Here is a 19555-nt window from a genome sequence, read left to right as displayed (position 1 = left end):
CCGTTCGGGCGTCAGGCCGCGCGGAGTTCGAGGACGACCTCGCTGCCTTCGGTGGGGTCGCCGAAGGAGACGCCGCCACCGAGCGACCGCGCGACCCACGAGACGACCCAGAGCCCGAGGCCTTCGCCGTGTTCGACGCGCGAGACGGACCGGTCGCCGGTGAGGAGGTCGCGTTCGTGGTCTGGGATGCCGGGGCCGTTGTCGGCGACGACGATGTCGACGCCGCCGGCTTCGGTGGGTTCGACGAGCACCTCGACGACGGGGTCGGGGCGCTGTGCGTGCTCGACGGCGTTCTCGACGAGGTTCTCGACGGCGAGGTCGAGGCGTTCGTCGGCGTTCGCGATCGCTTCCTCGGGCGCGTCGGTGGTGATGGTGGCGTCGGGGTACGTGTCGCGGAGTCTGTCGGCGAGCGACCGCACGTGGTCGGCGACGTTCGTCGGGCCGGTCGTGAACGTCGAGTCCTTCCGGATGACCTGTTCGAGCTGGTGGACCTTGTCGGCGAGTGCGGCGGCGTCCTCGGCGCGACCGATGACGTGCCTGAGGATGCCGACGGCGTCGGGGTCGTCGAGGTCCTCCGCGAGCTGGTCGAGGTACCCGGTGACGATGCCCATGTCGGTGCGGAGGTTGTGCCGGAGGACGCGATGGAGGACCTGAAGGTGCTGTTCGCGGTCGTACTGGTCGGTGATGTCGGTGTAGATACCGAACGCGTGCACGTCGTCGCCGTCGACGTGGTACGGGATGCCTCGGAAGAGGAAGTGGCGGTCGCCGTCGGCGGTCGAGCGCGTGATCTCGGCGCTGACGTTCTCGTCGGCGAGTGCGCGCGCGTCGAGTTCGTCCGCGAGTTCGTCGTCGTCGTCGTTCGGGACGAGGATGTCGTTCACGGGCGTGCCGACGACGTCGGCTTCGTCGTGCCCGAATACGTGCTCGAACGCGGGGTTGACGGAGTCGATGACGGGTTCGCCGTCCTGGAAGCTGGAGTCGATGACGGGGTCGGGGAGGTGCTCGAACAGCGACCGGAAGCGGTCGCGTTCCCGGTCGCGTTCCGCTTCGGCGGCGAGCAGGTCGCTGATGTCGCGGATCGCGCCGATGGTGCCCTGGTAGGTGCCGTCGTCGTCGCGGAGGACGGAGAGTTCGATCTCGGCGGGGATGGGGTCGCCGTCGGCGGTGAGGGCGTCGGCGCGGTACGTGCGCGTGGCGTTCGGGTCGTCGTCCTCGAGGAGGTCGACGATGAGTTCGGTGCCGCGTTCGAGGCCGTCGTCGGGGAAGAACCGGGAGACGTGCGAGCCGAGGACGTCCTCGCGGTCGTAGCCGGAGGCGTCGACGACCTCGTCGCTCGCGAGGACGATGCGGCCGCGTTCGTCGAGGACGTACATCATCTCGCGGACGTTGTCGACGACGGTCTGGTAGAGCGACAGGGTCTGTTCGCGGCGGGCGCGGTCGACGCCGGCGGCGGCGTTCGCGGCGAGTATCTCGGCGAGTTGGACGTCGGCGTCGTCGATGGCGTCGACGCCGTCGGCGCCGACGGCGAGGACGCCGTGGTCGCCGAGCGGGAAGAACATGAGCGCGCAGTCGTCGTGCTCGATGACGGTCGGTTCGCCGCTCTCGTAGACGCGCCCGACGGGTTCTTCGCCGGCGTCGTACGTGGTCTGCCAGTCGTGGTCGTCGGGGCGGGCGGCGGCGAGCGCGAGCGTTCGCGGGTCGTCGTAGGCGTCGTGGACGGCGGCGAGTGCGGTGACGTCGTCGACGAGCCAGACGCTCGCGCGTTCGAAGCTGAGGATGTCGACGGCAGCGTCGGTGACGACGGCGGCGATGGACGCCGGTCGGCGCGTGGTCATGAGTTCGCGGGCGGTGGCGAGGAGGCCGCCGAGCGTCTGGTCGTTTGGGCTGGTGACGCGTGCGTCGGCGTGATGCGTGATGCGTTCGCTGAGGCGCGCTTCAGGGTCCGACCAGACGCCGAGTGGGAGGTATTCGGTTGCGGCGCCGGCGGCGACGGCAGCGGCGAGGTCGTCGTCGGGGTCGCGACTGGTGAGGATGGCGGGGACGCCGGGGTGGCTGGTGGTGAGGCGTTCGAGGAGGCGTCGGCCGCTCGGGCCGTCCGAGCGAGCGTTCGGGCAGACGATGCAGTCGACGCGTGCGGAGCCGAGGACGTCGCTGGCTTCCGATTGCGTGGCGGCGGTGTACACCAGGAGGTCCTCGCGGTCGGTGAGGGCGTGTCGAGTGGTGTCTTCGTCCCCTTGCACGTAGAGGACTGCGGTCTGCGCGCTCATCCGCGTCGCATGTCCCTAGGCGGGGGCGTGACTATGAAAGTGTCTGCCGACGACGGCGGGGTCGGTGGAAGGAGTCGGTTGGCGTGGGTCGGCGTCCCCGCGCCCCACCCGAACCCCGTTGATTGCTCCAGATGCGAGTAAATACTCCACCAGTATTATGGTCGTGCCGCCCCATTCGGGGTGCATGACGCTCTCGACGCTACTCGTCGCGGTCGGCCCCGGTGACGCGGACCGGGTGGACACGCTCGCGACGGCCGTCACCGACGTCGCCGTACCGACCGGCGCTCGCGTGGTGCTCCTGCACGTCTTCGAGGAGGACGACTTCGATGGGGTGCGCGAGCGACTCGACCAGTCCGACGCCAGCCCGACGGCGGCCGCACGCCGCCAGAAGACCGTTCGCGACCTGACGGCGGCGTTCGACGACGCCGACGTGGCGTACGACGTCCGCGGGCGCGTCGGGAACAAGTCCGACGCTATCGTCTCGACGGCGGAGGACGTCGACGCTGACCGCGTGTTCGTCGCGGGCCGCGACCGTTCGCCGACCGGGAAGGCGGTGTTCGGGTCGACCGCGCAGTCCGTGATGCTCTCGGCGCCCTGCCCCGTGACGTTCGTCCGCGCCGGCACGACCTAACCGACCGCGAATCGACGAGACCGACCGCGAATCGACGACCGCGACCACCCGTGTGACTGTTTTACAAGGAGTGCGGTGGAACGTGTCTGCATGGACCACGAGATCCGGAACCGGCCGTCGTTCGCCGCCGTCGAGATAGACCTGAACCAGGGCGAGAGCGTGATGGCCGAGTCCGGCGCGATGGTGTCCCACGAGGACGGCATCAGTATTCGCACGGACCGCGGTGGCGGCGGGCTGATGAAGAACCTGAAGCGCTCGATACTCGGTGGCGAGTCGTTCTTCCGGAACACGTTCACCGCCGACTCCCCTGGTTCGGTCACGTTCGCGCCGCCGCTCCCCGGCGACGTCGTCCAGTACGACCTCGACGGGACGGTGTACCTCCAGAGCGGGTCGTACCTCGCCGCGCACCCCGAGATAGACGTGGACGCGAAGTTCGGGGGCGGGCGGACGTTCTTCGGCGGCGAGGGCCTGTTCCTCCTGAAGTGCTCGGGACTGGGCGAGCTGTTCATGTCGAGCTACGGCGCAGTCGAGGAGAAGGAGTTGCGCGCCGGCGAGGGGTTCACGGTCGACACGGGCCACATCGTCGCGTTCGAGGAGTCGGTCGCCTGGAACGTGCGGAAGGTCGGCGGCCTGAAGTCGACGCTGTTCTCCGGCGAGGGCCTGGTCTGCGACATGGAGGGCCCGGGGACGGTGTGGCTGCAGACGCGGAGCCAGGACGCGTTCCTCTCGTGGCTCGTCCCGCACCTGCCGACGCGCGAGACGAGTAACGGTGGCGTGTCGTTCGAGATGGGTGGCGGCCACTTTGGTGGCGGCGGTCGCGGCGGCAACATCTGACCCGCCCCGGGGCGGGCTCGCGCGGTCGGGCGGGCTCGCGCGGTCGCTGTCGGGGGAGCGTGCGTCGGGCGAGCACCCCACGGCGCACGCTTATGGTGTCAACCATCGTATGGGACGGGTATGGAGTACGAGATACGCAACCGGCCGTCGTTCGCTGCCGTCGAGATCGACCTGAATCAGAGCGAGACCATCATGGCGGAAGCCGGGGCGATGGTATCCCACGAGGACGGCATCGCCATCGAGACGAACCGCGGTGGTGGCGGCCTGATGAAGAACCTGAAGCGGTCCGTGCTCGGCGGCGAGTCGTTCTTCCGGAACACGTTCACCGCCGAGTCGCCGGGGTCGGTGACGCTCGCGCCGCCGCTCCCCGGCGACATCACGCAGTACGACCTCGACGGGACGCTGTTCGTCCAGAGCGGGTCGTATCTGGCGGCGACGCCCGAGATAGACGTGGACACGAAGTTCGGCGGCGGCCGGTCGTTCTTCGGCGGCGAGGGGTTGTTCCTGCTCGAACTCACGGGGACGGGCCCTGTTTTCATGTCGAGCTACGGCGCGGTCGAGGAGCGCGAGCTCGCGGCCGGCGAGCGGTTCGTCGTCGACACCGGCCACATCGTCGCGTTCGAAGGTGGCGTGAACTGGGACGTCAAGAAGGTCGGCGGCCTGAAGTCGACGCTGTTCTCCGGCGAGGGCCTCGTCGCGGAGTTCCAGGGGCCGGGGCGCGTGTGGCTGCAGACGCGGAGCCAGGACGCGTTCCTCTCGTGGCTCATCCCCCAGTTGCCGTCGACGAACAACAGCAACTAGCCCCGGTCGCGGCCCCGAATTACCGGTCGCGCCACCGCCTCGGCGCTCGCTTCTTTCCCGTCCGACCACCGCGAAACTCGATATCGAGTAAATGCTACAGCGTTAAGTGCGCGGGGCTCGGTGACTCGAACGAGAATGGCCACGTACGCGGGCGTCGACCTGGGCGCCACGAACATCCGGGCCGTCGTCGGCGACGCCGAGGGACGCGTCGTCGGGTCGAATCGTCGAGGAACACCGCGCGGACCGACCGGCATCGCCGTCACCGAAGCCGTCCTCGACGCGCTCCGGGGCGCGTGCGCGGACGCCGGCGTCGAGCCGACGGCCGTCGACGCCTGCGGCATCGGCTCCATCGGCCCGCTCGACCTGGCCGAGGGGAGCGTCGAAGACCCCGCGAACCTCCCCGATACCATCGACCGCATCCCGCTCGCCGGCCCCATCGGGCAGCTCGTCGACAGCGACCGCGTCTACCTCCACAACGACACCGCCGCGGGCGTCATCGGCGAACGCTTCCACTCGACGCGGAACCCCGACGACATGGCGTACCTCACGATATCCTCGGGTATCGGTGCGGGCGTCTGCGTCGACGGTCGCGTCGTCGCCGGCTGGGACGGGAACGCCGGCGAGGTCGGGCACTACGTCGTCGACCCGGAAGGCCGCATGACGTGTGGATGCGGGAAGGACGGGCACTGGGAGGCGTACTGTTCGGGCGAGAACATCCCCGGGTACGCGCGACTGCTCGCCGAGGACGACCCGACCGTCGACACCGCGCTCCCGCTCGAGGACCCCGACTTCTCCGCCGCGGACGTCTTCGAGCACGCCGACGACGACGCGTTCGCCGCGCACGTCGTCGACCAGCTCGCGCACTGGAACGCCATCGGCGTCACGAACCTCGTGCACTCGTTCGCGCCCCTCGTCGTGTTCGTCGGTGGCGCGGTCGCGCTCCACAACACCGAGCGCGTCCTCGACCCGATCCGTGACCGCGTCGCGGAGATGGTGATGACGAACGTCCCCGACATCGAGCTGACGACGCTCGGCGACGACGTCGTCGTGAAGGGCGCACTCGCCAGCGCGATGACCGAGGGCACGGGCGACCGCAAGCACCTCACCGCCTGACCAGCACCGCCCGACCACCCCAGGAACGGGTCGCGTCACCATCCCGCACGGTTGCTAAAATCAACGCCGTACATTCGCTATCTTTTAACTATACTGCGTTCTGGGATGTTGGTATGCGACGCAGACAGGTCCTCCGTTCGAGCGCTGGCGCGCTCGCCCTCGCCGGCATCGGCGGGGTCGCGAGCGCAGACGACGCATCGTACGCCCCGAAAGGCGAAGTCGCCGTCGACGGCACGCAGGAGGTCGCGACGACCGACGACGGCAACTACGCCGCCGTCGCCGCCGGGAAGGGCTTCGCTATCGTCGACGTCACCGACCCGGCCGCCCCGAGCGTCGCCGCCGAACGCGGCGCGCTCCTCCAGGAGAACGAGAACGGCCCGATGCAGATGATCGCGGACGTCAAGATCGACGGCGACCGCCTCCTCGTCACCGGGCCGAACGGGTCGTCGCGCGGAGAGCTCGTGAAGGCCGCCCTCCTCTACGACATCAGCGACCCCGCGAACCCCGAGCGTCTCGACGTCCTCGAGGTCGACCACCCCATCCACAACAGCTTCTACGTCGACGGGTACGCGTACCTCACCGTCTCTGACTTCGAGTACGAGGGCGCGAAGATGGTGGACGCGACCGGCGACGAGTTCGAGGTCGTGAACTCGTTCTCCATCGTCGACCACGACGACAAGTGGAGCGACGTCCACGGGTTCCTGCGGTCCTGTCACGACCTCTACGTGCAGGACGACGTCCTGTATCTCGCGCAGTGGGACGCCGGAACGTACATGGTCGACATCAGCGACAAGCAGAACCCGACGGTGCTCGGACGCGCCGGCGGGCTCCCCGCGGACAAGCTCTCGCAGGTCCCCCAGCAGAGCCTCGGCGCGGTCGGCCTGCAGCCGCCGGGGAACAGCCACTACGTCCGGCCGGGCCCGGACGCGAACTACCTCTACAAGGGCGCGGAGTCCTGGGACGCGGACCCGAACGACGACAAGCGCGGCGCGAGCGGTATCACGGTGTTCGACATCTCCGACATGGCGAACCCGAAGGAACTCACGACCATCCACCCGCCGGGCGCGGAGGACGAGACCCGCGGCGGGCAGTTCACGACGAGTCACAACTTCTCGGTTCGCGGCGACCGGTTGTTCTCCTCGTGGTACTACGGCGGCGTGATGGTGCACGACGTGAGCGACCCCGCGAACCCCGAGCGCCTCGCGTGGTGGCGCAAACCCAGCGAGACGATGTTCTGGGGCGCGAAGGCCGCGGGCGACCGCGACCTCTTCGTCGCCGGGAACATGCAGGGGAGCGTGATGACGTTCTCCACGAAGGCCGGCGAGATGGCGGACCCGCCGGGCGCGTTCACGCCGCCGGAGGAGACGAGTCTCGTCACGGACATCGACTGGTCGCAGTACCTCGAGAGCGAGAGCACGACGACCGAGCCGACGACCACGGCGCCGACGACGACCGAGCCGACGACCGAGATGCCGACGACGACCGAGATGCCGACGACGACCGAGATGCCTGACACCGAAACCACCGAATCCAGTGGGTCGCCCGGGTTCGGCGCGCTCGCCGCAGCGGGCGGTCTCGGACTCGGCGCCGCACGCCTCCTCTCGAACACGGACGAGGACGACGAGGAGTAACGCACCGCCCGACCGTCGGTGCCCGACGAGGGCCGCACGGCGATTGCCCGCGACCACCGCCCGCCATCCGTCCGTTCCGTCGAGCGCGACGCGGTTTCTTCCAGCGGCGGGTAGACAGTCTTATGCTCGAAGCTCCGTTGTTCGTGTGCATGGAACACGACCCCTGGTCCCTGCGGCGGCGCGACGTCCTTCGCGCTGGCGCGAGCGCGACGGCAGTGGCGGCGCTCGGAGCGACGGCGAGTGCGACCGAGGCCGGCGCGACCGACGCGACCACCCTGGCGTCGAGCGCGGCGTACGCACCGCGCGGACAGGTCGACATCGACGGTGCCGCGGAGGCCGTGGTGACGCCGGACGGCGAGACGGCGTTCGTCGCGGTCGGGAGCGGGTTCGTGAGCGTGGACGTCTCCGACCCAGCGAACCCGACGGTCGTCGGCGAGGCGGCGGGCCTCCAGAGTCCGGACGGCGAGAACGTCCGCGAGGTCCTGGACGTGAAGTACGACGACGGCCAGTTGCTCGTGCCGACCGCGGCGCAAGGCGGTGGGCCGCGTGGATTCTACCTCTACGACGTCAGCGACCCCGCGAACCCGACGCAGGTCGGTGACTGGTTCCCGACGCCAGAGAGCGGCATCCACAACGCCGCGCTCGTCGACGGCGTCGCGTACCTCACGACGGGTTTCAATCTCGAGGTCGACATCGTCGACGTCTCCGGGGACGCCTTCGAGCGCCTCGCGACGTGGGAGCCCAGCGACTGGAACGAGGACTGGGCGCGCCCCCGGAACGCGCCGCTACACGACCTCTACGTCCAGGACGGCGTCGCGTACTGCGCGTACTGGGACGCCGGCGTGTTCGTCGTCGACGTCTCGGACCCCGCGAACCCGTCGTTCCTCTCGCGCGTCGGCGAGTACACGCTCGAGGAGAACCAGGAACTCACGCAGTCCGCGTACATCGAACCGGGCGGGAACGCTCACTACGTGACGGTGAACGAGGACGCGTCGCTGATGGCCGAAGGCGGGGAGTCCTGGGACCTGGACGCGAGCGACGACTCGGGTGGCCCGTCGGGAATCACGCTCTACGACATCAGCGACGCGGCGAACCCGGAGCGCGTCGGGCACGTCGCGCCGCCGGTGTCGCGGAGCAACGCGTACCGCGGCGGGACGTGGACGACGAGTCACAACTTCGACCTCCGGAACGGCAGGCTGTACGCGTCGTGGTACCAGGGTGGCGTGAGCGTCCACGACGTCTCGGACCCGGCGAACCCGGAGCGCGTCGCGTGGTGGGCGTCGCCGACCGAGCGCGCGTTCTGGACGGCGCGGCTCGCGAAGCCGGGCGAGTTCTTCGTCGCCTCGAGCTACGAGGTGAACGGCACGACCGGCGGGCTGTTGACGTTCCCGGACGTCGCGGGGGAGATGGCGGAGAAGCCGAGCGAGGTGGCGTGGACTCGCGAGGAACTGGAGGCGCGAGCGCCGGCGACGACGACGGAGCCGACGACGACCACGACCACGGCGCCCACGACGACCGAACCGACGACCGCCGAACCGACCACGGCGATGCCCGAGGAGGCGCCGACGACCACGACCGAGGACGCGAGCGGGTCGACGCCCGGGTTCGGCGTGCTCGCTGCACTCGCCGGCCTCGGCGTCGGGGCGAGCCGCCTGCTCCGGTCGCGCGACGACGACGCCTGACGCGAGGCCGCGTCGTCGGGACGCCCGGGGCCGCAGCGTCGTCCCGGCGGGCGGTCTATCACGGTCGTTCCAGACGAATCGTGCGACTGATACCCAAACGTTATCCTCGCGCGCAGGCTACCCAGAAGCAATGAGTACGGACGCGACCGACGCCGACGCGACCGAGGAGGCGCTCCGGGAGCGCGTCGAGACGTGGCTCACGAAGCAGATGCCGATCATCCAGATGCACGGCGGCACGAGCGCCGTCCGCGAAGCCGACCCCGAGACGGGCGAGGTCATCGTGGAACTCGGCGGCGGCTGCAAGGGCTGCGACGTCGCGAACATCACCACCGGGAACATCGAAGCGGAACTCCTGACGTGGGAGGAGATCGAGGACGTCACCGTCCGCGTCCCCGACGCCGGCGAGAGCCTCGGCGTCGACCAGGCCGAATCCATCATGGGCGTCGACCGCACCGAAGGCGGCCGCGGCGACTGGGGCTCCTCGAACCCCGGCAAGGACTCCTTCTAAGAGCTTCGGAGCCATCGCTCGCGGACGGTTCCGAGCGCGCCAGCGAGAACGAGCGACGCCGTCGGTCAGTCTCGGCCGAGTTTCTCGCGGCTGATCTTCACGCCCGTCGGGGTGACGATGAGCTGGTCGTCGCCCTTCTGGACGATGTCGCCGCCGACCTCGTCGGCGACCTGTCGGAGTTCGTCGACGATGTGTTCGACGGTGCGGTCCTCGGTGCGGAGGCGCGTGATGTCCGCGATGACGAGGTCGCCGTCGTAGACGGCGTCCTTGATGTCGATGGCGTCGGCCTGGCCGTCCACCTCGGCGATGTGTACCTGCATCGCGGCGCCGTCGGAGGCGGCGGCGTCGAAGTCGCCGACGTCGAGTTCCACGTAGTCCTCGGTGCTGCGTTCGTCGCGGCCGCCGAGGATCTTGCTCATGAAGCCCATACCGGAGTAGGTTCCACGGCAACCGTATAGTTCTTGCGTCAAGGTCCGTGGAACGTGGCCGAGGGCGCGGCGGTGAGCGACGACGAAGGAGCGAAGGTCTCGGTGGCTCGAATCGTTCGAAGCGGCCGCAGGGCGGGCGCTCCAGAAGGTTCTTGTCCAGCTCCGGAGTGGTTGTGCGTATGCGGCAGTCTCGGTTCGCGTGGTTCGGCGTGGTCGAGTTGCTCCTGGCAGCTGCACTACTCGCGGTCTTCGGGCCGGTCGTGCTGACGACGACGGCGGTCGTCCCGCTCGTCGTGGTCTCGGGCATCCTCGCGATTCTCGCTGCCCGGTACGCCGTCATCGAGGTCGCCGGCGTGAGTGTCACGTGGCGCTCGCTCGTCGGCGCCTCCTACCTCGCGTTCGCCGTGATGTGGCCGCTCATCTACGGCCCGACCGTCCTGTTCGGCGACCCGGTCGCGGAGGACTACCTCATGTTCGTCGTCGCCGTCGTGTCCGCCGGCTGTTTCCTGTTCTTCGGCATCGACATCGCTCGCGGCGGCCGGCATTTCGACGTCACTGGCGACGTCGACCGCGTGCTCTCGCTGTGAGGTCGGTCGTCGACGCCGTTCAGCGCCCCCTCGAAAAGCTCTTGTCCGTTCTCCGAGACGTCGACGGTATGCGTCAGTCCCTGTTCGCGTGGTTCGGCGTCCTCCTCCTGCTCGTCCCGGCCGCGTTCGCCGCCATGTTCGGGTGGCGAGCGGCCCTCGGCCAGTCGACGATGCCGCTGTTCGCCGTCGCCGGCGTGCTCGCCGTGCTCGCCGGGCGCGTCGCCGCCGTCGAACTCGGGGGCGTCAGCGTCTCCTGGCGGTACCTCCTCGGCAGCGCGTACGGCCTAGTCGCGGTCGGTAACCTCCTCGGCGTCCCCGCCACGCTCTCGGCCGCCGACGCCACGGCAGGCCTCGTCTCGGCGGGTGCGGCGGTCGTGGTCTCGCTCTGCATCGGGTTCATGGGCATCGACATCGCTCGCGACGGCCGGCACTTCGAGATACGCGGGAACGTCGAGCGCGTCCTCTCGCTCTGAGCGACTCCGCGGGCGCGGTGACGGACTGCCGCGGGACGGACGCTTTTGTCCCGCGGGACGGTACCGGTGCGCATGACGTTCAGCATCTGCGTTCGCGAGACGTACGAGGACGACGACGGCGACGAGCAGACGCGGTTCGGCGTGGCGGTGACGACGCGGTTGCCGGGCGTGGGGACGATGTGTCCGTTCGTCTCCGAGCACGGCGCGGTCGCCACGCAGAGCCTCGTGAACGAGCGCCTCGGCCGGAAGGGCGTCGAGTACCTCGACGACGGCCTCGGGGTCGAGGACGCACTCCAGTCGCTGCTGAACGCGGACGCCAACGCGCCCGCTCGACAGCTCCACGGCGTCGGCCGCGACGGCGAGTTCGCGTTCAGCGGCGACGAGTGCATGGACCACTACGACGACGTCGTCGGCGACGGCTACACGGTCGCGGGGAATCTCCTCACCGGCTCCGAAGTGCTCGAAGCGACGAGCGACGTCTACGAGGGCACGCGCGACGACGACCGCCCGCTCGCCTTGCGGCTCATCGACGCGCTCGAAGCCGGCCACGAGGAAGGCGGCGACAAGCGCGAGGACCTCACCGTCCAATCCGCCGCCGTCAAGGTCGCGACGACCGAGGACCGCGAACCGGAACCGTACTACGACGACCTCCGCGTCGACGCCACCGAAACGCCGCTCGCCGACCTCCGAGAGACCTACGAGTACGCGAAGCAAGGGTACGAGGCGGCGCTGGAGAAGTACGGCGACGCCTACGAGGACGACGACATGGACGCCGCGGAGGAGTAGTCGGCTCACCCGCGAGCGAAAGGACGGCGTCCAGCAACCCGTTCAGACGTCGAACTCGTAGAGGTCGTCGCCGACGTGGTGGACGCTCTCGACGACCTTGCCCTCGCTGCCGACCATGTCGTCGCCGTCGACGAGCGCGCGCCCGATGGCGAGGACCTTCCCGTGGGACTCCTCGGCGATGGCGACGAGGTCGCCCTCGCTGATGGCGTCGTCCGCCTCGACGATACCGGGCCGCATGACGTCCGCGCCGTTCGAGACGAACGAGATGGCGCCCGCGTCGACCGTGACGACGCGCGTCGCCGGCGGGTGCTCGTTCGCGCCCGAGACGGTCAGGAACGGTTCCTCCTCGACGTAGAGGACGTCCGGCTCGCCGTCGACGAGCACGACGTCGAACTCGCTGTCCTCGATCTCGACGAGCTCGTACGCGTCGCCGTCCAGGTCGACACCGAGTGCGTCACTGACGGCGTCCTCGACCTCGCGTACGTCGTCGCTCCGGAGGTGATGCCGGGACTTGACTTCCATACGAGAAGCCCTCGACAGCGACCGGCTTAAAGGACGCGTCTCGCGGTCTCGGTGCGTGTCGGAGTCGTCGCGTTGCGCGATTCGAAACACCGGGCGAAAGTACAAGTCCCGGGGCGCCGTCGCTTCGCGTATGTGGCGGTCAGGGAGCAGTTCGGGGAGTGACCCGGTCGCGTGCGTGGCGTGCGGGACGGAAGTGCCGCGGGACGACGCACGCGAGTACGACAAGCACGGGGACCGCTGGGAGCGCAACGGGAAAGCGTTCGAGTACCTCTGCAAGCCGTGCTTCCGACGTGAGTGCCATCAGCCCCGCGACGAACTCGAATCGCTGCTCGTGGACCTCGACGCGGGCGAGGGCCTGAGCGACGACGAGTTCCTCGCGGCGTACGTCGAGGCGGTCCACGAGCGCTACGGGAAGGTCGAGGAGTAACCGGTCGACGAGCGCTACGGGAAGGTCGAGGAGTAGCCGCTCGCGTTCGCTTCTCGCGGACTCACGGCCCCGTCAGAGGCCGGTGTCCGCGGTCTCGTTCCGCATCGTCCCGAGGAACTGCATGAAGTCGGTGCCGCCGGTGCCGGTGGCGTCGCCGGTGGCGGCGACGATGTACTGGACGACCTGCGAGAGGTGTATCTTCCGGAAGTCGTGGAGCGCGTCGATGGCGTCGTTGTACGCGTCGACGAGCGCCGGGTCGCTGTCCGCGACGTACTCGCGGAGGCCCGTGGCTGCCTCGAAGCCGGCGACGAGCGCGCGATGCTCGGGCGGCATGTACTCGCGCATGTCCCGGAGATGGTCGAGGAGGCTCGTGGCGGCGTGGTCGACGTCGAGCGCGCCGTCGAGCGCGGGGAGGACGCTGCTCTGCGCGCCGCTGCCGCCGCGGTACGATTGCGGGCCGTCGAGGGCGTCGACGCCCTCGTAGACGACGTCGTCGAACCCGTCGAAGTACGGGCGGTAGTCGGTCGCGAACACCGCGGGGTCGTTCCCTTCGGTCATGCGCTGCATGATGCGCGTGCACTCGCCGAGGGACTCCGCTATCTCGCGGCACGCCGCCTCGACGAGCGCGCGGTCGTCGTCGTGGACGCCCTGGTAGGCGTCGCCGGCGGCGACGAGCGCGCGGCCAGCGGCGGCTTCGATGGCGACGTGGACCGCGTAGAACCAGCGTTCGTCGTCGAGGTCGGTGAACGAGACGACGGCGTCGACGTTGTCGACCGCGAACCCCTCGCTCGGGTCGCGGAGGTGCCAGTTGTGGAGGCCCTGCGTGTCGTACGCAAGCATCGGTTTCTGGTCGAGGCGGTCGCTGGCCTCGTAGAGGCCGACGGCGAGCCCCGGCGGTATCGAGTCGACGGGGTCGGCGTCGATGACGTGGACGTGCGCGCTGGCGAGGAATCCCGTGACCTGCCGGAGTCGGACGACCTGTCGCTGGGTGAGGTCGTCGACGATCGCGGGGTCGATGGGGTCGAGTGCGCGCGTGCGGTCGCGGAGCGTGCCGTCTTCGAGATGCGCCGGGAGTGCGTCGGCGAGCGCGTCGAGTGCGTCGAGCGCGTCGGCGGCGCCGGGTGGGACTGGGTCGTCGCTGAACGAGACGAGCGGGTCGTCGTCCGGGAGGAACCCGCGGGCGCGACTGACGCCGTGCGCTCGCGGGTCCGGGAACGACCCGGTTTCTGCATCCATACTCCACACATAGGACGCATGGGGCCAATCAAACTTCCCGGCGACGTCCGTGCGAGAACCACCAGAAGGGACGGGTAGCGTGCAGGTTCGTACGTCGAGGGCCGGTTCTGCCATCGAGCCGGAGTGACGGGGCGTCTTCGACACCGGTCAGCGCACGATATCGTCGACGGCGTCGGCGACCTCGTCGAAGGCGTCGGCGGCGAGGGCGACCTCGTCGACGACGCTACAGAAGCCGTGTGCGAGCGTCGGGTAGTGAGCGTGCGTGACGGGGACGCTGGCGTCGGCGAGCGCGTCGACGTACGCGGCGGCCTCGTCGCGGAGGACGTCGACGCCGGCGGTGGCGACGACCGCGGGCGGGGCGTCCGCGAGCAGGCGCTCGGGCGCACCGAGTGGGACGGCGAAGGGATTGTGTGCGTCGACGGGACTCCGGAGGTAGTGACGCCACCCCCACGCGACGTCGGCGGTCGACAGCAGCGCCGCGTCGTCGTGCTCGTCGTAGGACGCGCGACGGCCGTCGTCGGTTGGCGCGCTCGGGCCGTCGAACGCGCTCTCGGCGGACAGCATCGGGTACAGAAGCACCTGGACGTCGAGGTCGACGCCCGCGTGGCCGGCGCGGAGCGCGGTCGCGGCCGTGATTCCGCCGCCCGCGCTCGTCCCCGCCACGCCCACGCGCTCCGTGTCCGCGCCGAAGGCGTCTGCGTGCTCGCGCGCCCACTCGACGACCGCGAACGCGTCGTCGACCGCCGCCGGGAACGGGTGCTCGGGCGCGAGCCGGTAGTCGACCGAGAGCACGACGCGACCGGTGCGCGCGGCGAGCTCCCGGCAGACGTCGTCCGCGGAGTCGAGCGTCCCGAGCACGAACACGCCGCCGTGCGCGAACACGAGCACGCCCGGGTCGCCCTCGACCCCGGCGTCGCGCTGCTGGCGAGCAGTGGGGCGGTACGCGCGAACCGGAATCGAGTGCTCGCCGGATTCCGCCCCGTCACCCGAGCCCTCGACCGCGAAGTCGCGGACCGTCGTCATCTCGGGACCGCCGCCCGCGCCGAACAACTCGTCCTCGAGGCGACGAGCAGCGTCGACCGCCATCGAGTGCCACGGCGGCAAGCCCGTCTCGGCGAACGACTCGACGACCGCCGCGAACTCCGCGTCCAACTCCCCGCCCTCGGCATCGGTCATACGCGTCGCGTCGCCCGGCGACGACCTAAACCCACCGCCGTCGACGCAGTCCTCGGGCGTCAGCGCCGACGACGGCGCACCACCGAAATCGGTACGTGCCCGCCCGTCGTGCTCGCCAGTATGGACGACTCCGACGCGACGAGCGCGCTCGAACGCGCCAAGGAACGCGACGCCGACGACGAACTCGCCGAGTTCCGCGAGCGCTTCGACGTCCCCGACGAGTACTACATGGACGGGAACTCGCTCGGCCCCATCTCCACGGACGCCGCGGACAGCCTCGAGAACGCCGTCAGCGAGTGGCGCGAGCTCGGCATCCGCGGATGGACGGAGTCCGACCCCGAGTGGTTCCACTACGGCGAACGCATCGGCGCGAAGCTCGCGCCGCTCGTCGGCGCCCGCGAGAGCGAGGTCGTCGTCGCGGACTCGACGACCGTCAACATCCACAAGCTCGTCGGGTCGTTCCTCGACGCGCGCGACGACGACCAGCCACCGGGCGTCCTCGCGAACGACCTCGACTTCCCGACCGACCACTACGCGATGGCCGCCCAGCTCCGCCAGCGCGGCCTCGACCCCGACGAGCACCTCCTGCGCGTCGAATCCGCGGACGGCCGCACCATCGACGCGGACGCCGTCGTCGACGCCATCGAAGAGAACGACGTCGGTATCGTGTTCATGCCGAGCGTGCTCTACCGGAGCGGCCAGCTCCTCGACGTCGAACGCATCACGGAAGCCGCCCACGAGCACGGCGCGTACGCCGGGTTCGACCTCGCGCACTCCGTCGGCGTCGTCCCGCACGACCTCCACGACGTCGGCGTGGACTTCGCGGTCTGGTGTAGCTACAAGTACCTGAACGCCGGTCCGGGCGCCATCGCGGGCCTGTACGTCCACGAGCGCCATCACGACGTCGAGCCGGCGCTCGCGGGCTGGTGGGGCAACGACAAGGAGACGATGTTCGACATGGCACTCGACTTCGACCCGGCGCCCGACGCGGGCCGCCACCAGGTCGGGACCGTGCCCGTGCTGTCGGCGGCGCCGCTCGACGGCGCGCTCGACGTCGTCCGCGACGCCGGCATCGACGCCATCCGCGAGAAGTCCGTCGCCCTCACCGAGTTCATGATCGCGCTCGTCGACGACCGCCTCGCCGAGCACGGCGTCGACGTCGGGACGCCCCGCGACCCCGAGCGCCGCGGCGGGCACGTCGCGCTCGAACACGAGGAAGCGTACCGGCTCAGTGAAGCGCTCCGCGACCACGGCGTCGTCACCGACTTCCGCCAGCCGAACGTCGTCCGCGTCGCCCCCGCACCGCTCTACGTCGGGTTCGAGGACGTCCACGACGTCGTGCACATCATCGAGGACATCCTCGAAACCCGCGAGTACGAAACGTACGACCGACAGAGCGGCGGGGTGACGTGACCGGAGTCGGCTCGGCGCGCTCGAGGCGAGACACCCGGTCGCAGCCACGGGCGGCAGATTCATGCTATCACGGCCCTTGAGAGTGTCAATGAACCGCACGGAGGGTGGGGCGATTTGACTGCGGCCGACGGCGAGTTACGCGTCCTGCACGTGGACGACGACCCGGCCATCGCCGAACTCGCGGCCACGTTTCTGCAGCGGGAGAACGACCGGCTCGACATCGAAGTCCTGACCGCGGCGAGCGACGGCTGCGAGTACCTCAGCGAGCACGACGTCGACGGCATCATCTCCGACTACGAGATGCCGGGCGCGAACGGCCTCGAGTTCCTCCAGTCCGTCCGCGAACACGACCCCGACATCCCGTTCATCCTCTACACGGGGAAAGGCAGCGAGGAGGTCGCGAGCGCCGCCATCTCCGCCGGCGTCACCGACTACCTCCAGAAGGAGACCGGGACCGACCAGTACGCGCTCCTCGCGAACCGCCTCACGAACGCCATCCAGCACCAGCGCGCGACCGTCGCGCGCCGCCGCCAGCTCGCCGCCATCGAGCGCGCCCGCGAAGGCATCAGTATCCTCGACACCGACGGCGAGTTCGTGTACGTCAACGACGCGTACGCCGACCTCTACGGGTACGCGCCCACGGAGATGCTCGGCGAGCACTGGTCGCTCATCTACGTCGACGACGAGATCCCATTCGCCGAAGACGTCATCCTCCCGACCGTCGACCGCGACGGCTACTGGGAAGGCGAGACCACCGGCCTCAGAGCGGACGGGTCGACGTTCCCCGAGGACCACGTCGTCTCCGCGACCGAACACGGCGAACTCGTCTGCACCATCCGCGACGCCACGACCACTCGAACCCCCGACGTCGCCGAGCGCGACGACGTCGACCACCGCTACTCCAAGACCATCCTCGACACGTTCGACGACCCAGTGTACGCGCTCGACGCCGACGGCCACTTCACGTACGTCAACGCCGCGTTCGCCGACCTCGTCGGGTACGACCCCGACCACCTCCTCGACAGCGACGCCACCCTCGTCACCGACACCCGAACCCTCGACGCCGTCGACCAAGCACTCACCGCACGCCCCGAGACCGACACCCCCGACGCACACACCAAACACACCATCGACGTCGACATCACCCCCCGCAACGGCGACCCCATCCACTGCCAAGCAGACCTCACACCACTCGCCACCCCCGACGGCACCCCCGACGGCACCGCCACCCGCCTCCACATCCACACCCCCTAACTGACACCACCACACCGCGGAAGGGCCTCGACAGTCGCGGACGACGTCGCTCGCGCCATCGGCGCTTCCCGACGCCCCGCCACCGCACCGCCGAAGGGCCTCGAGAGTCGACGACGACGTCGCTCGCGCCTCCGGCGCGTCGCGACGCCCCGCCACCGCACCGCCGAAGGGCCTCGAGAGTCGACGACGACGTCGCTCGCGCCTCCGGCGCGTCGCGACGCCCCGCCACCGCACCGCTGAGTGCGGGCGCCGACCGCGGGCGACGTGCCTGTCGACACGTTTTCCTGCCCCACCCGCGTAGCCGGTGCCATGAGCGACAACGCGCAGGCCGAGGCCGGGACCGCGGAAGGCCAGGGCCCCGTGAAGATAGACGAGGAACTCGCGCGACACCTGGAGAACAAGCGCGAGGACCTCTTCGAGAAGTTCGACATCCGCGACGAGTTCCCGCCGGAAGTCATCCAGGAGGCCGAAGAGCGCACCGAGGGCGTCCAGCAGGAGATCCAGGACGAGCTCGAGGAGCGCGAGGACCTGCGCGACCTGACGACGTGGACGACCGACCCCATCGACGCGCAGGACTTCGACGACGCACTCAGCATCCGCGAGAACGAGGACTCGTACACGCTCTGGGTGCACATCGCCGACGTCACGCACTACGTCCACCCCGAGTCGAAGATGTGGGAGGAAGCCGTGCAGCGCTCGAACACCGTGTACCTCCCCGCGTACACGATGCACATGCTGCCGCCGACGCTCGCCGAGACCGTGTGCTCGCTCGTCCCGAACGAGGACCGCCTCGCGCACACCGTCGAGATGGAACTCGACAAGGAGAACCTCGGGTACGAAGAGATAGACATCTACAAGTCCGTCATCGAGAGCGACGAACGCCTCACGTACAGTCAGGCCGAGCAGCGCCTCGACGACCCCGACGCCGACCTCCACGAGGAGAACCAGATGGTGTTCGAGCTCGCCGACCAACTCCACGAGCAACGCAAGGAGGACGGGTCGCTCGTCCTGAACCCGCGTCGGGACCGCGCGCACACCATCATCGAGGAGTGCATGCTGAAAGCGAACAAGGCCGTCACGCACGAACTCATGTGGAATCGCGGCGTCGAAGCGATGTACCGCGTGCACCCGCAGCCGACGCCCGACGAATGGGACAAGGCGCTCGTCGAGATACAGGACTTAGACGGCGTCTCCATCCCGGGGAGTAGCTGGGACGACCCGCGGAAGGCCGTGAACGCGACCCTCGAGGACGCTCCCGCGCGCCAACTCGACAAGATCCAGTGGGCGGTGATGAAGGTGATGCCGCGCGCGAAGTACATGAGCGACCCCTTCGGCGGCCATCACGCGCTGAACTTCGACATCTACGGGCACTTCACGAGCCCCATCCGGCGCCTCTCAGACCTCATCAATCACTGGATCGTGTACACGAACGACGTCCCCGAGGACCTCCAGGCGCTGTGCTCGCGCGCGTCGGACAAACAGAAGGACGCGGAGACCTGCGAGCGCGAGTACAAGGACTTCCTCACCGAGGTCGGCCTCGACCCGAACGCCGTGAACAACCGCGGTCTCGAAGTCGTCGAGGACGCCGAGGACGCCGACCACACGGTCTGATCCGCCGCGCGAACGCGCCCTCGCTCGCCTCGTACTGGCCGCGCTGAGCGATCTCGTCCTGGTTCGTTTTCGGTCACAGGTTCCTGCAGGAGCGTGCCCCGTATTCCGGAAGTTGTCGGCCGTTTGCTCGTCGATACATAAAGAGTGGACATCTGAATGGGACGGCCAATGATGT

At 69.4% G+C, this 19555-nt stretch carries 19 protein-coding genes; 14 read left to right on the top strand and 5 right to left on the bottom strand.

Annotation, left to right across the window (positions count from 1 at the left end; translation table 11 throughout):
* Positions 1–11 precede the first annotated feature (11 nt).
* On the bottom strand, positions 12–2267 hold the full coding sequence (locus tag ACZ48X_RS15160; protein WP_336348910.1) for a PAS domain S-box protein: 2256 nt from the start codon (positions 2265–2267) through the stop codon (positions 12–14).
* Positions 2268–2451: 184 nt separating this feature from the next.
* Between ACZ48X_RS15160 and ACZ48X_RS15155 the strand changes: the two genes are divergently transcribed.
* The 7 genes from ACZ48X_RS15155 to ACZ48X_RS15125 all read left to right on the top strand — a co-directional run bounded on the left by ACZ48X_RS15155 (position 2452) and on the right by ACZ48X_RS15125 (position 9467).
* On the top strand, positions 2452–2898 hold the full coding sequence (locus ACZ48X_RS15155; RefSeq protein WP_336348911.1) for a universal stress protein: 447 nt from the start codon (positions 2452–2454) through the stop codon (positions 2896–2898).
* A 90-nt stretch (positions 2899–2988) separates the two neighbouring features.
* Entirely contained in the window at positions 2989–3732 is a 744-nt protein-coding gene (locus ACZ48X_RS15150; RefSeq protein ID WP_336348912.1) for a TIGR00266 family protein, read from the top strand.
* A 120-nt stretch (positions 3733–3852) separates the two neighbouring features.
* Positions 3853–4533: a TIGR00266 family protein gene (locus tag ACZ48X_RS15145; RefSeq protein WP_336348913.1), complete on the top strand. Its 681-nt coding sequence runs from the start codon at positions 3853–3855 to the stop codon at positions 4531–4533.
* Positions 4534–4668: 135 nt separating this feature from the next.
* Positions 4669–5646 (top strand): ROK family protein, encoded by a 978-nt coding sequence (locus tag ACZ48X_RS15140; RefSeq protein ID WP_336348914.1) that lies wholly within the window; start codon positions 4669–4671, stop codon positions 5644–5646.
* A gap of 113 nt (positions 5647–5759) precedes the next feature.
* Entirely contained in the window at positions 5760–7277 is a 1518-nt protein-coding gene (locus ACZ48X_RS15135; RefSeq protein WP_336348915.1) for an LVIVD repeat-containing protein, read from the top strand.
* 149 nt (positions 7278–7426) lie between these two features.
* Positions 7427–8959: an LVIVD repeat-containing protein gene (locus ACZ48X_RS15130; RefSeq protein ID WP_336348916.1), complete on the top strand. Its 1533-nt coding sequence runs from the start codon at positions 7427–7429 to the stop codon at positions 8957–8959.
* 130 nt (positions 8960–9089) lie between these two features.
* Positions 9090–9467 carry a NifU family protein gene (locus tag ACZ48X_RS15125; protein ID WP_336348917.1) on the top strand — a complete coding sequence of 126 codons (378 nt, stop codon included), beginning with the start codon at positions 9090–9092 and terminating at the stop codon, positions 9465–9467.
* 65 nt (positions 9468–9532) lie between these two features.
* On the opposite strand, the gene ACZ48X_RS15120 is transcribed toward ACZ48X_RS15125, so the two are convergent.
* The gene (locus ACZ48X_RS15120) at positions 9533–9895 is read right to left on the bottom strand and encodes a cell division protein SepF (RefSeq protein WP_227132251.1); all 363 of its coding nucleotides are present in this window, start codon (positions 9893–9895) and stop codon (positions 9533–9535) included.
* 179 nt (positions 9896–10074) lie between these two features.
* On the opposite strand from ACZ48X_RS15120, the gene ACZ48X_RS15115 reads away from it, so the two are divergent.
* From ACZ48X_RS15115 to ACZ48X_RS15105, 3 genes are all read left to right on the top strand, one after another.
* A complete protein-coding gene (locus ACZ48X_RS15115) occupies positions 10075–10482 on the top strand; it encodes a hypothetical protein (protein WP_336348918.1) in 408 nt (135 codons plus the stop codon).
* Positions 10483–10550: 68 nt separating this feature from the next.
* Positions 10551–10955, top strand: coding sequence for a hypothetical protein (locus ACZ48X_RS15110; protein ID WP_336348919.1), 405 nt, complete (start codon positions 10551–10553; stop codon positions 10953–10955).
* A gap of 72 nt (positions 10956–11027) precedes the next feature.
* Positions 11028–11741 carry a DUF1028 domain-containing protein gene (locus tag ACZ48X_RS15105; protein ID WP_336348920.1) on the top strand — a complete coding sequence of 238 codons (714 nt, stop codon included), beginning with the start codon at positions 11028–11030 and terminating at the stop codon, positions 11739–11741.
* A 42-nt stretch (positions 11742–11783) separates the two neighbouring features.
* On the opposite strand, the gene ACZ48X_RS15100 is transcribed toward ACZ48X_RS15105, so the two are convergent.
* Positions 11784–12263, bottom strand: a complete 480-nt coding sequence (locus ACZ48X_RS15100; RefSeq protein ID WP_336348921.1) for an RNA-binding protein — start codon at positions 12261–12263, stop codon at positions 11784–11786.
* 130 nt (positions 12264–12393) lie between these two features.
* Between ACZ48X_RS15100 and ACZ48X_RS15095 the strand changes: the two genes are divergently transcribed.
* Positions 12394–12690 (top strand): DUF7562 family protein, encoded by a 297-nt coding sequence (locus ACZ48X_RS15095; RefSeq protein WP_336348922.1) that lies wholly within the window; start codon positions 12394–12396, stop codon positions 12688–12690.
* A 72-nt stretch (positions 12691–12762) separates the two neighbouring features.
* Here ACZ48X_RS15095 and ACZ48X_RS15090 read toward each other — a convergent pair whose 3' ends face one another.
* A complete protein-coding gene (locus ACZ48X_RS15090) occupies positions 12763–13926 on the bottom strand; it encodes a PrnB family protein (protein WP_336348923.1) in 1164 nt (387 codons plus the stop codon).
* A gap of 147 nt (positions 13927–14073) precedes the next feature.
* Positions 14074–15102 carry an alpha/beta hydrolase gene (locus ACZ48X_RS15085; RefSeq protein WP_336348924.1) on the bottom strand — a complete coding sequence of 343 codons (1029 nt, stop codon included), beginning with the start codon at positions 15100–15102 and terminating at the stop codon, positions 14074–14076.
* Between the two features lie 120 nt (positions 15103–15222).
* Between ACZ48X_RS15085 and kynU the strand changes: the two genes are divergently transcribed.
* The 3 genes from kynU (at position 15223) to ACZ48X_RS15070 (ending at position 19380) form a co-directional block, all read left to right on the top strand.
* Positions 15223–16515, top strand: a complete 1293-nt coding sequence (gene kynU / locus ACZ48X_RS15080; protein WP_336348925.1) for a kynureninase — start codon at positions 15223–15225, stop codon at positions 16513–16515.
* A 114-nt stretch (positions 16516–16629) separates the two neighbouring features.
* Positions 16630–17769, top strand: coding sequence for a PAS domain-containing response regulator (locus tag ACZ48X_RS15075; RefSeq protein ID WP_336348926.1), 1140 nt, complete (start codon positions 16630–16632; stop codon positions 17767–17769).
* 309 nt (positions 17770–18078) lie between these two features.
* Positions 18079–19380, top strand: coding sequence for a ribonuclease catalytic domain-containing protein (locus tag ACZ48X_RS15070; protein WP_336348927.1), 1302 nt, complete (start codon positions 18079–18081; stop codon positions 19378–19380).
* Positions 19381–19555: the final 175 nt, after the last annotated feature.

It is taken from the genome of Halorubellus litoreus (assembly GCF_055378595.1).
The sequence above is the reverse complement of the archived record's forward strand: the minus strand, read 5'-3'. Positions and strand labels throughout refer to the sequence as shown.